This is a genomic window from Amycolatopsis sp. NPDC059027, from assembly GCF_042739735.1.
Taxonomy (GTDB): Bacteria; Actinomycetota; Actinomycetes; order Mycobacteriales; family Pseudonocardiaceae; genus Amycolatopsis.
This window is the reverse complement of sequence record NZ_JBHYIK010000010.1, coordinates 56,808-68,668: the sequence shown is the minus strand read 5'-3', so window position 1 is coordinate 68,668 and position 11,861 is coordinate 56,808. Positions and strand designations below refer to the sequence as shown.

General features: G+C 70.0%; 10 protein-coding genes. 6 read left to right on the top strand and 4 right to left on the bottom strand.

Annotated features, from left to right (window positions below; genetic code table 11):
- Positions 1-125: 125 nt before the first annotated feature.
- Positions 126-764, bottom strand: a complete 639-nt coding sequence (locus ACFWY9_RS09415) for an HAD family hydrolase (protein ID WP_378338598.1) — start codon at positions 762-764, stop codon at positions 126-128.
- Between the two features lie 65 nt (positions 765-829).
- On the opposite strand from ACFWY9_RS09415, the gene ACFWY9_RS09410 reads away from it, so the two are divergent.
- The 5 genes from ACFWY9_RS09410 to ACFWY9_RS09390 all read left to right on the top strand — a co-directional run bounded on the left by ACFWY9_RS09410 (position 830) and on the right by ACFWY9_RS09390 (position 7,163).
- A complete protein-coding gene (locus ACFWY9_RS09410) occupies positions 830-1,300 on the top strand; it encodes a MarR family winged helix-turn-helix transcriptional regulator (RefSeq protein WP_378326597.1) in 471 nt (156 codons plus the stop codon).
- Positions 1,290-2,510 (top strand): MFS transporter, encoded by a 1,221-nt coding sequence (locus ACFWY9_RS09405; protein WP_378326598.1) that lies wholly within the window; start codon positions 1,290-1,292, stop codon positions 2,508-2,510. Before ACFWY9_RS09410 ends, ACFWY9_RS09405 begins: the two co-directional genes overlap by 11 nt.
- A 121-nt stretch (positions 2,511-2,631) precedes the next feature.
- Positions 2,632-4,734 (top strand): PhoX family protein, encoded by a 2,103-nt coding sequence (locus ACFWY9_RS09400; RefSeq protein ID WP_378338597.1) that lies wholly within the window; start codon positions 2,632-2,634, stop codon positions 4,732-4,734.
- A gap of 112 nt (positions 4,735-4,846) precedes the next feature.
- Entirely contained in the window at positions 4,847-6,196 is a 1,350-nt protein-coding gene (locus ACFWY9_RS09395; protein WP_378326600.1) for an SdrD B-like domain-containing protein, read from the top strand.
- 280 nt (positions 6,197-6,476) lie between these two features.
- On the top strand, positions 6,477-7,163 hold the full coding sequence (locus ACFWY9_RS09390) for an SDR family oxidoreductase (RefSeq protein WP_378326601.1): 687 nt from the start codon (positions 6,477-6,479) through the stop codon (positions 7,161-7,163).
- On the opposite strand, the gene ACFWY9_RS09385 is transcribed toward ACFWY9_RS09390, so the two are convergent.
- From ACFWY9_RS09385 to ACFWY9_RS09375, 3 genes are read right to left on the bottom strand one after another with little or no spacing between them, the layout of a single operon-like run.
- Positions 7,160-8,470, bottom strand: a complete 1,311-nt coding sequence (locus ACFWY9_RS09385; protein ID WP_378326602.1) for an amidohydrolase family protein — start codon at positions 8,468-8,470, stop codon at positions 7,160-7,162. The two genes, ACFWY9_RS09390 and ACFWY9_RS09385, sit on opposite strands and share 4 nt — an antisense overlap.
- A gap of 25 nt (positions 8,471-8,495) precedes the next feature.
- Entirely contained in the window at positions 8,496-9,152 is a 657-nt protein-coding gene (locus tag ACFWY9_RS09380; RefSeq protein ID WP_378326603.1) for a response regulator, read from the bottom strand.
- Positions 9,149-10,948, bottom strand: a complete 1,800-nt coding sequence (locus ACFWY9_RS09375) for a sensor histidine kinase (RefSeq protein ID WP_378326604.1) — start codon at positions 10,946-10,948, stop codon at positions 9,149-9,151. Before ACFWY9_RS09375 ends, ACFWY9_RS09380 begins: the two co-directional genes overlap by 4 nt.
- Positions 10,949-11,127: 179 nt before the next feature.
- Between ACFWY9_RS09375 and ACFWY9_RS09370 the strand changes: the two genes are divergently transcribed.
- Positions 11,128-11,838 carry an ABC transporter ATP-binding protein gene (locus ACFWY9_RS09370; protein ID WP_378326605.1) on the top strand — a complete coding sequence of 237 codons (711 nt, stop codon included), beginning with the start codon at positions 11,128-11,130 and terminating at the stop codon, positions 11,836-11,838.
- The last annotated feature ends 23 nt before the right edge of the window (positions 11,839-11,861 follow it).

Here is an 11,861-nt window from a genome sequence, read left to right as displayed (position 1 = left end):
CCGTCCCCTTCTCCCGCGTCCGCTCGAGCGGGGCGCTGTCGGGGGGGTGGCGGGGGGGGTGCGGCGCGCTGAGCCCCCGAAGCCCCCCCCCCCCTTCAGTACGTCCTACGAGACGAAAGTCCCCTTCAGCCCACGCCCAGCGCGGCCGGGAGCGCGGTGATGCCGTCGACCACGGCGGTGGCCTCCTTCAGCACTTCGGGGTCCGGCGGGAAGTGCGGGTTCGGGACCGCGTACACCGCCATCCCCGCGGCCATCGCCGACTTCAGCCCGTTCGTCGAGTCCTCGACCGCCGCGCAGTCCGCCGCCGGGACGTCCAGCAGCTCGGCCGCCCGCAGGTAGACGTCGGGGGCAGGCTTCCCGGCGCCGACCTGTTCCGAGGACACCGCGACCGCCACCGGCAGGCCGGTGACGTCCAGGTAGCCCTTGATGAGCAGCGGCGGTGACGAGCTGGCGATCGCCACCGGCCACCGGTCCGCGACAGCGCGCACGACGTCCACTCCGCCGTCGATCAACGGCGGGTCCTCGGCGTAGCGCGTGGCCATCCGCTTGACGACCAGCGTTGCCGCCTCGCCCGGCGTGAGCTGTGTGCCCAGTTCTTCCACGAGGTAGCGCGCCCACTCCGGGGTGCTCATCCCCTGCAACGCCCTGGTCGCCTCGGGTCGCCACGTTCCGCCGTGTTCGGCGACGACCGCGCGTCGCACCTCGTCCCAGATCCGTTCGGAGTCGACCAGTACGCCGTCGAGGTCGAAGATCACCGCGTCCATACCTCGCAGGGTAGCTGTGAGTGGAATTACTTCGACACCCTAACTAAATTTGTTAGCATAGCTAAGTGACTTCCCGAGTGGCCGACCTGGCGCATGAGCTCCGCCCCCTGTTCTTCCGGCTGTACTACGTCATCCGCCGGCAGACCCCGCAGCTCACGCTCACCCTGACCCAGGGGTCGGTCATGCGTGAGCTGATCGAGGGCGGGCCGCGCCGGATGAGCGCGCTGGCCGAGTTGGAAGGCGTCCGGATGCCGTCGATGACCGATGTCGTCCGCCGCCTCGAACGGATGGGCATCGTCAGCCGCACACCCGACCCGGCCGATGGCAGGGCCGTGCTCGTCGAGGTCACCGACGAGGGCAACCGCTTCTACGCCGAACTGGCCGCCGCCAGGGAGGAATTCCTCCGCGAGCGGCTCATGGAGCTCGACGACGCCGACCGCGCCGCCATCGAGGCCGCGCTGCCCGCCCTCACCAAATTGGTCGAAACCAAGCCGATCGGATTCAAGAAGGAGGAACTGATCCCCGATGAGCGCTGAAGGACACGCGAGCCTGCTGGACGCCGTCAAAGGACAGCCCAAGCAGGTCTGGATCACCGCGGGTGCCGCGGTCATCGCGTTCATGGGGATCGGGCTCGTCGACCCGATCCTGCTGTCCATCGCCAAAGGACTGAACGCCACGCCGTCGCAGGTGACGCTGCTGTTCTCGTCGTACCTCGGCGTCCAGGTCATCGCGATGCTGGTGACCGGCGCGGCGAGCGCGCGGTTCGGCGCCAAGCGCACGGTGCTCGTCGGGCTGACGCTGATCGTGCTGGCCACGGCGTTGTGTGCGGCGGCGGGTTCGATCGAACAGCTCGTCGGACTGCGTGCGGTGTGGGGTCTCGGCAACGCCTTCTTCATCGCCACCGCGTTGTCCGTGATCGTCGGCGCGGCGACCGGCGGGCAGGCGGGCGCGATCCTGTTGTACGAGGCCGCGCTCGGCCTCGGCCTGGCGGTCGGCCCGTTGCTGGGCGCGCTGCTCGGCAGCATCTCGTGGCGCGGCCCGTTCGTCGGCACCGCGATCCTGATGGCCTGCGGACTCGTGCTGTGCGCCGTCTATCTGCGCAGCGACGCGCACGAGAAGCGGGATCCGATCAAGCTCCTCGACCCGATCCGCGCGCTGCGTCACCCCGGACTGCTGCGGACTTCCATCGCGTCCGCGCTCTACACCGCGGCGTTCTTCGCGGTGCTGGCCTGGTCGCCGTTCGTCCTCGGCTGGAGCGCCATCGCGGTCGGCCTGATCTTCTGCGGCTGGGGTGTCTGCGTCGCGGTCGCGGGTGTCGCGTTCGCGCCGAAGCTGGCGGCCCGGCTCGGTGAGCGGCACGCGGCGGCGCTCGCGGTCTTCGGTTACGCGGTGCTGATGGTCGTGCTCGCGGTGCCGAGCAAGCCGGTCATCGTCGTCGGGATCATCCTGTCGGGCCTGGTTTCCGGGCTGCTGAACACGTTGTTCACCGGGACCGCGATGTCGATCAGTGACGCGCCGCGCCCGGTCGCGAGCGCGGGCTACAACTTCTGCCGCTGGCTCGGCGGCGCCGTCGCGGCAACCCTGGTCGGGCACGTCGCGGACTGGTTCGGTTCGCCGCACGCGCCGTTCGTGGTCGCCGCGGTGCTGTGCGTCGGCGCGGGTGGGCTGCTCATGGTCCGGACGCGGCAGGCGGACCCGCACACGGTGCCCAAGGAAGCCGCGCTGGTGGGCGACGAAGAGTTCTGACCAGCCGTAACCATTCGGGCACACAGGCGGAATACACCCGTTGTTCACCTGTTTGTCCGAATCGGCTGGCTTCGGGCACTTACGGTCGGCTCGTTCCCGACTGAGTGACCCTGGAGGCCCCGTGTCCTTCGAGCGTGGACGTCCGCTGCCGTTGTACCCCGTACACCCCGGCGGACGTTCTCCCCTCACCTGCGAGTACCGCTGTGGCAACGCCTGTGCGCACCCGGCACCGAACCCGTCCGGCAACGAGTACTTCGGTGACGTCGTCAAGGACGTGGTGTCCCGGCGCGGAGCGTTGAAGGCGGGCGCGGTGCTCGCCGCGGCGGCGGGCGGCTTCGCCGCTCTCTCCGGCACGGCGGCCGCCACCCCCGCCGCCGGTGCCGTCCCCGCCGCGGCGGGCAGGCCCGGGCACCCGGACCGCCCGGCGCCCGGGACCGACTTCGACCCGGTGCCGCCGAACAAGCTCGACCAGGTCAGCATTCCCGAGGGCTATGACCAGAGCGTCGTGATCAGGTGGGGCGACGCGGTGGTGCCCGGCGCGCCGAAGTTCGACTTCCGCAACCAGACCGCGGCGGCACAGGCGAAGCAGTTCGGCTACAACAACGACTTCGTCGGGCTGATCCCGCAGGATCCGCTGGGTGTCCGCAATCTGCTGGTGGTCAACCACGAGTACACCACCGAGGTGCACCTTTTCCCCGCCGACCAGTACGACCCGGCGAGCCCGACCGAGGAGCAGGTCAAGATCGCCTGGGCCGCCCACGGCCTGTCCGTCGTGCAGACCTACCGTGACCCGGTTTTCGGTGCCCTGCGGGCGGTTCCGAGCCGCTACAACCGCCGGATCACGCTCGACACCGAGTTCGAGGTGCGGGGCCCGGCCGCGGGGTCGAAGTTCCTGAAGACCTCGGCGGATCCGACCGGGCGCAAGGTACGCGGCACGCAGAACAACTGCTCCGGCGGCGTAACGCCCTGGGGCACGGTGCTTTCCGGCGAGGAGAACTTCCACCAGTACTTCGCCAACGCCGACAAGGTCGCCGACCCCGCCACCGCGTCGCGGCTCAAGCGGTACGCGGTCGGCACCGGGGCGAGCACCCGGAAATGGGAACGGTTCGACAAGCGCTGGGATGTCGCGCGGGAGCCCAACGAACCCAACCGGTTCGGCTGGGTGGTCGAAATCGACCCGCACGACCCGAATTCGACGCCGATCAAGCACACCGCGCTGGGCCGGTTCAAGCACGAGGCCGCGAACGTCAAGATCACCGCGGACGGCCGCGTCGCGGTGTATTCCGGTGACGACGAGCGTTTCGAGTACATCTACAAGTACGTCTCGAAGGGCAAGTACAAGAAGGGCGACAGCGCGCACGCGCGGCGGCACAATTCCGCGCTGCTCGACGAAGGCACGCTCTACGTCGGCAAGTTCACCGGCGACAGCCCGGCAGGCGAGATCGACGGCACCGGCAAGCTCCCCTCGGACGGCGAATTCGACGGCGTCGGCGAATGGATTCCGCTGGCCAGCGGCGACAAGTCCTTTGTGGACGGTATGACCGCGGAAGAGGTCTACGTCTTCACCCGGCTCGCCGCGGACAAAGCCGGGGCGACCAAAATGGACCGTCCGGAGGACATCGAGCCGAACCCGGTCAACGGCCGGATCTACGCGGCGCTCACCAACAACAGCGACCGCGGCGCGGCGGGCAAAGCCGCTGCGGACGAGGCGAATCCGCGCAAGGGCAACAAGAACGGCCACATCCTCGAATGGGCGGAGGATCGCGGCGACGCCGCGTCGACCAAGTTCACCTGGCGGTTGCTGCTCGTCTGCGGTGACCCGGCGACTGCCGACACCTATTTCGGCGGGTTCCCGAAGGACCAGGTCAGCCCGATCTCGTGCCCGGACAACGTCGCGTTCGACCGGCACGGGAACCTGTGGATCGCCACCGACGGCAACGCGCTCGGCGCCAACGACGGGCTGTTCTCGGTCCCGGTCGACGGGCCGGAACGCGGGCACGTCAAGCAGTTCCTCTCGGTGCCGGTCGGCGCGGAGACCTGCGGCCCGGTGGTGACCGACCACCTGGTGCTCGTCGCGGTGCAGCACCCCGGCGAGAACGCGGCGAGCTCGGCGAACCCGACCTCGCACTGGCCGGACGGCGGATCGGCGCAGCCGCGGCCCGCGATCGTGTCGGTGTGGAAGAAGGGCCGGTTCGGGCTGGTCGGCCAGATCGGCGTCCGGTAACCGAGCGTGGCGAGCATTCGACCCTGTTCAGCGATGCCGCGGCCGCGCTCCGGCGGCTAACTTCGCTCGTGGTGTTCCACGGTTGGTAGCTGTCGGCAGGCAGGAGCGTCCGGTGAACAGGGCACGTGCGGGCTTTGTGGTGGTCGCCGCCGTGTCCCTCGTCCTCGGTTCGGTCACCCCCACCGCTTCGGGGGTGACCGAACCGGGGCCGGTCGCGCCGGGATGCACCGGCGGGATCGCCGCGAACCCGAGCGTGGAAAAGGTCACTCAGCGCGGTGCCCCCGAGGGCTACCTCTTCACTCCGGCCGCGCCCGTGCCGCCGCGGACACCCGGGGTGAAGACGCCACGGCTGTTCACCGACGGCACCTATCCCGCCGATGGCGCGAAGTACGCGCTGGTCCAGACCCCGGACCGCATGGTCAGCAGCGCCGAACAGGACCAGAAGTTCGTCCCCGGCGGCGCCTACACGCTGACCGCCTGGACCGGGACGCTGAAAGCGAATCTTTCCTATCCCGATCGGGCACTGGCCACCGGTCTGCGGTTCTACGACGGCGGCGGCAAGCAGGTGCTCGAGCACAAACTCGACGTCGGCCGCGACGTCGACCAGGGCGGGCTCGAACGCCAGGACTTCGCGCCGGTGGTGGCGCCGGACTCCGCGACGTCGGTGAAGTTCTTCGCCGCCACCAACTACACGTGGGTGATGTGGGACTGCGTCTACCTGCAGCTGGCCGCGTACTCGGTGCGGTCGCAGGTGCAGAACCCGGCAACGGGTGAGTGGGCCTCGATCGCGACCATTCCCGCGGGCGGCACCGCGCGGTTCAAGGTCACGGTCACCAACGAGGGCACGCAGGCACTGGAGAACGTCGCCGTGCGGGATCCGTGGTGCGCACTGCCCGACAGCGGTTTTCCGCTCGCGGCAGGGGAAAGCCGGGACGTCCTGTGCGAGCACGCGAACGTCACCGAGCAGGACAACGGCCACGTCGGCACCGCCACGGTGACCGCGGCCTACCCGGGTGGCACCCTGCCGGAGAAGTCGGCCTCATCGTCCATTGTGGTCACTCCGCCGCCCGCGATCGGCCGGATCGGCGACTACGTCTGGGCGGACGGGAACCGCAACGGTGTGCAGGACCGTGGTGAGACGGGAATCCGTGGCGTGCGCGTGCTGCTGAAATCCGCTGGCGGGGACACCGTCGCCACCACCACGACCGGCGCCGACGGAAAGTACCTCTTCGACAAGCTGAAGCCGGGCGTATACCAGGTCTGCTTCGACGTGAAGGCCCTGCCGCCCACCCACTCCGGCTACCTGCCGACCCGCCCGCACCTCGGCGACCCGGCCCGCGACTCCGACGCCGACCCCGTGACCGGCTGCACCCCGCCGACCACGATCGACGCCGCGCACCGCGAAAACCTGGCTCTGGACCTCGGCCTCATCCCCGGCATCCGCCTGGCCTCGACCCCCTGACCCACTCCTTCGCTACGTGGGGGTGTCCCCCACCCGCTCCGGGGGGCGACCCCAAGACCATTCTATCGCCGGGGTACGACGAAACCCCGAAAACGAGCCGCTGAGGCCGGAGTTGTCCACAACGGCCGACTACCTGTGGACAACGCCTCGGGCAGTCCGTGAAGGACGCCTTCGGTGCGTTCGCCGTGCTGAAGGACGCGTTCAGTGCATTGAGTGCACCGAAGGGGTCCTTCAGCACCCCACCCGGACCCAACCCACCACCGCCCTTACCGTGGGGAGCATGACCGAGCTTCCCCTTGCCCTGGTGACCGGTGCCTCCCGCGGCATCGGCGCGGCGATCGCCCGCGCACTCGCCCCGACCCACCGTCTCCTCCTCGGCGGCCGTGACGCCGACGCGCTCGCCAAGATCGCCGCCGAGGTCCCGAACAGCAGCGTATGGCCGGTCGACCTCACCGATCCCGAAGCACTGGACAAGGCCGCCGCCGCGATCGGCAAACTCGACGTCCTCGTCCACTCCGCCGGCGTCGCGAAGGTCGCCACGCTCGCCGACTCCACCGCGCAGGACTGGCGCGACAACTTCGACGTCAACGTCCTCGCGGTCGTCGAGCTCACCCGGCGGCTGCTGCCCGCGCTCCGCGCGGCGAAGGGGCACGTCGTGGTGATCAACTCCGGTGCCGGGCAGAACGCGCGGCCCGGCTGGGGGCCGTATGCCGCCAGCAAGTTCGCCGTCCGTGCCTTCGCCGACTCGCTTCGCGAGGAGGAGCAGGCCCTGCGGGTGACGTCCGTGTACCCGGGGCGTACCGACACCGAGATGCAGCAGGCGCTCGTCGCGAGCGAGGGCAACGACTACGACCCCGGCCGCTACCTGCGTCCCGAGTCCGTGGCCGCCGCCGTCCGCACGGCCGTGACCGCGAGCCCCGAGGCACACCTCACCGAGGTCGTGCTCCGGCCCCGCACGAACCGCTAGCGCAGCCGGGCCGCGGCCTCGCCCGCCGCGGCCTGCACCTTGGCCCGCTCCACCCGCGTCGATTCGCCGTCCGCCACGACCTGCTCGCCCGCGACCCAGACGTCCCGCACATACCGCGATCCCGCGGCCCACACCAGGTTCGACAGCAGATGTTCGTCCGGGACGTCGAGGCCGGCGGCGAACGCCGGGCCGTCGACGTCGACGTGCACCATGTCGGCCCAGCGGCCCGGCTCCAGCGCGCCGATGTCCGGGCGGCTCAGCGCCGCGGCCCCGCCGCGGGTGGCGAGCATGAAGACGTCGGCCGCGGTGAGCACGGTCGAATCGCCGGTCGCCAGCCGGGCGAACATCGCGGTCAGCCGGATTTCCTCCCAGAGGTCGATGTCGTCGTTGCTGGCCGGGCCGTCGGTGCCGATCCCGACGTCGACGCCCGCGGCACGCAGCTCCGCGATCCGCGCGATCCCGGAGGCGAGCTTCGCGTTGGAACCCGGGCAGTGCCCCACCCCGACCCGGTATTTGGCGAACAACTCGATGTCCTCATCGGACAGATGGATCGCGTGTGCCGCGAGCATCCGGCCCTGGAGCATGCCGACCTGCTCCAGCAGCTTCGGCACCGAGCCGAACTCCTCGCGCTGCGCGGTGTCCTCCAGCGCCGCCTCGGCGACGTGGATGTGCACCAGCGCGCCGCGGGCCGCGGCCGATTCCGCCGTCGCCGCGAGGCCTTCCGGGGAAAGCATGTACGCCGAATGCGGTCCGTAGCTCAGCTCGATCCGGTCACCGGCGCCGAAGCGTAGCCCGTCGGTGTCGATCCATTTGTCGATCGCGCCGAGCGTCGAACGCCAGGTCAGTCCCAACGTCGGCAGGTCCATCACCGGCGGCGCGATGAGCACGCGCCCACCGGTGGTGAGTACGGCGTCGGCGAGCTGTTCGCCCTCGAAGTACATCTCGGCGCTCGTCGTCACACCGTGCCGCAGCATTTCCAGCGAGCCGAGCAGCATCCCGGCCCGGATGTCCTCCGGCCGCAGCTTCGCCTCGGCGGGCCAGATGATCTCGCGCAGCCAGCGCAGCAGTGGCAGGTCCCCGCCCATCCCGCGCAGCAGCGTCATCGGGCTGTGCGCGTGCGTGTTGACCAGGCCCGGCAGCAGGATCCCGGTCAGCTCGGTGACCGCGCCGGACCATTCCGGTGCCTCGGCGCGAAGACCGCAGAAGGTGATGCGGCCGTCTTCGCCGACATCTACGACCGCGTCACGCAGCAGGGAACAGGAGGGATCGGCGGGCAGGACGACGGGGGCGTGAAAACGGCGCGACATGACGAGATCTTACGGGCTCACCCTGTCAGTCGACGACACCGCTCCGCCAGGCCCACGCCGCGATCTCGACGCGGTTGCGCGCGCCGACCTTGCTCTGCACCGAGGCCAGATGCGTCTTCACCGTGGACAGCGAAAGGAACAACTCGGCGCCGATCTCGGTGTTCGTCAAACCGCGCGCCGCCGCCTTCACGACGTCCATCTCGCGCGCGGTCAGCGGTTCGGACGGCGGCGGGGCGTTGCGCTTCGCCTTGCCGTTGCTGCCGTCGAAGTGCTTCAGCAGCCGGACGGTGATCTGCGGCGACACCAGCGCGTCGCCGCGATCCGCCGCGCGCACCGCCTCGATCAGCAGCGCGGGCCCGGCGTCCTTCAGCAGGAAGCCGCTGGCGCCGTTGCGCAACGCGGTGTGCACGTATTCGTCGAGGTCGAACGTGGTGACCACGACGACCTTCAGCGGGTCGGTGACGTCCGGGCCTGCCAGCTGCCGGGTGACCTCGAGCCCGTCGAGGCCGGGCATGCGGATGTCGAGCAGGCACACGTCGGGACGCAGTTCGCGAGCCTTCGCCACCGCCGAGACGCCGTCCGCGACGTCGGCGACCACCTCGATGTCGTCCTGCGCGTCCAGGATCATGCGGAACCCCATCCGCACCATTTCCTGGTCGTCGGCGATCAGTACCCGGATCACTCGTCCTCGTTCCTCTGCTCCGCGAGCGGCAGCCAGGCCTCGACCCGCCAGCCCCCGTCCGGGGCCCGGCCCGCGGAGATCCTGCCGTGCAGCAACGCGACCCGTTCGCGCATACCGACCAGACCGTATCCTCCCGATCCCCCGGCCGGACGGCGGTCCGGCTCACGGCCGTTGTCGGTCACCTGGAGGTGCAGTTCCTGCCCGGCGACCTCGGCGACGACCAGGGCTTCCGTCGCACCCGACGCGTGCTTCCCGATGTTCGTCAGCGCCTCCTGGACCAGCCGCAGCGCCGACCGGCCGACCTCGTGCGGCAGATCCGGTGGCAGGTCGATGTGGGTCGAAGTCTCGACACCGTGCTGGGAGCCCTCGACGAGCCTGCGCAGGTCCGCCCCGAGATCGGTGGTCGCCTGCTCGCTGAACTCGCTCGACCCGGTGGGCGTGTCCCCGCGCATGCTGCTCACCAGCCGGCGCATCGCGACGAGTGCCTCGGTCCCGGCGTGCTCGATCCGGCCCATCGCCTCGACCGCGATCTGCGGGTCCTTCGCCGCCATCATCTTCGCCGCCTGCGCCTGCACCACGATCCCCGTGACGTGGTGCGCGACGACGTCGTGCAGCTCGCGGGCCAGCGCCATCCGCTCGGACGTCTGCGCGTCGGTGACCGCGGACTTGATGACCTGCTTGCGTTCGCGGTCCCGCGAGCGCAGGAACAGCCCGGTGGCCACCGCGAGCCCGAGCAGAAGCGCCGCGACGACGAACAACATGCCCAGCAGCTCCGAGCTGACCCGGCCACCCTTCGCGTCGCCGCCGAACGTGGCGCTGATCGCGACCGTTACGGCGAGCAACCCGATTCTCGGCCAGGCGCGCTTCGCCGGGACCAGACGGATGAGGTGCACGACCATGCCCATCCCGGCTGCCACCTCGGGCAGCGTCAACCCACCGCCCCAGAGGATGCCGCGCCCGGCGAAGGGCGAAACGAGCGTGGTCAGGAAGAACACGGCCGCCAACGCCACCGTGGCGGGTCCCGGAAAACGCGGGGCGATCAGGACAATGCCCGCGGCGGCGATCGAGCAGACCAGCATCGGCAGCGGGCGCAAGTTGTTGTTGTAGGTGGTGATGAAGTCGATCAGCAACAGCGGCGCGAGGATGCCCACCAGTGGCCACTGGTTGCGCAGGGTCTCGGCGATCAGCCGGACCGTCGGTGACTGGTGGTCGGCCAGCCAGCGTGTCTTCGGCTTCGGCAGGTTGCGCGGCCGGGCGATCAGGCCGAGCACGGTGGCGCCGGCCAGCAGGCCCAAGCCGACGAACATGCTGGTCACGACCTGATTGCCGCTGAGGTAGTAGGTGTGGACACGGCCGAAGACCGCACACAGCGCGCCGACCACGAGCGAGCCGATCACCGCGAACGCGACACCGAGACGGGTCTTTCGCGCCGCGAAGTAGACCAACTCGACCCCGGCCACCACCTCGGTGATGGAAAGGTTCGCCAGCAGGCTCGAGTACGTCGGCGCGTGCGTGTACCGGATCAGCACGCTGGACAGGACCAGCACGCCTGCCCCGGCAGCAGCGGCGACGGCGGCGCGGGAGCGCGACCACCACACACAGCCCGCCATCGCGAAGATGCCGGGGAACAGCCACAGGTCGACCCACTTGGGGCCGGCGTCGTCGATCGCGGCGCTGCCGAGGAACAGGATGTCGAACAGCAGCGCGCCGAACAACACGATCGCGGGCACGCCGAGCCGCCGCGCGAACTCTCTGGCGCGTGCGTAGAACGAGGTCTCGGTGTTTTCGGCGGCCACAACGAAACGGTAGAGGATCGCCCGCGCCCCGCACCTTGGCCGTGTGGCCCGGACCGGGTCGGCCGATCGGCCGATGCCGGGCGGCGCAGCACTGGCCGTCTGCCCGAAGTGGACACATTCCCGTTTCGGCGAAGCTCGTCGCCGTTGGTCAAACACGGTGAACGACGAGGAGAACCACAGTGCACCCGCGACAGCCGAACAATCCACAGTGGACCGGCGCTCCCGTTCTTTCCGGCCGTGGGCTGGTGAAGCGCTACGGCGCCCAGTACGCACTGGCCGGGGTCGACATCGACATCCGGGCGGGCGACGCGGTCGCGATCGTCGGCCCGTCGGGCTCCGGGAAGACGTCGCTGCTGCACGTGCTCGCCGGAATCCTCCGCGCCGACTCGGGCGAGATCTACCTGGCGGGTCAACGGGTCGACCAGCTCGGCGAGAAGAAGCGCAGCGAACTGCGCCGCACCGAATTCGGGTTCGTCTTCCAGTCCGGCATGCTCGTCTCCGAGCTGAGCGCGGAGGAGAACGTCGCGCTCCCGTCGCTGCTGGCTGGGAAGGGCCGCAAGGAAGCCATCGACGCGGGCCGGATCTGGCTCGAACGCCTCGGGCTGAAGGGCATGGAGAACCGGCGTCCCGGCGAGATGTCCGGCGGGCAGGCCCAGCGTGTCGCGATCGCGCGGGCGCTGACCCACCGGCCGAAGGTGATCTTCGCCGACGAACCGACTGGCGCGCTCGACACCCGCACCGGCCGCGAGACCATGGACGCGCTGCTCGACGCGGCCCGCGAAACGGGTGCCGCGGTGATCGTGGTGACCCACGACCGCGACCTCGCCGAATCATTGCCTACCACTGTCGCCATTCGTGACGGCTTGATCGCTTCGAAGGTCGCGGCATGAGCGCCGCTTGCAAGCGAATCATG

Coding starts and splice junctions, on each gene's coding strand:
- ACFWY9_RS09405 (WP_378326598.1), top strand. CDS start 1,290: ATGAGCGCTGAAGGACACGCGAGCCTGCTGGACGCCGTCAAAGGACAG.
- ACFWY9_RS09385 (WP_378326602.1), bottom strand. CDS start 8,470: ATGTCGCGCCGTTTTCACGCCCCCGTCGTCCTGCCCGCCGATCCCTCC.
- ACFWY9_RS09390 (WP_378326601.1), top strand. CDS start 6,477: ATGACCGAGCTTCCCCTTGCCCTGGTGACCGGTGCCTCCCGCGGCATC.
- ACFWY9_RS09415 (WP_378338598.1), bottom strand. CDS start 764: ATGGACGCGGTGATCTTCGACCTCGACGGCGTACTGGTCGACTCCGAA.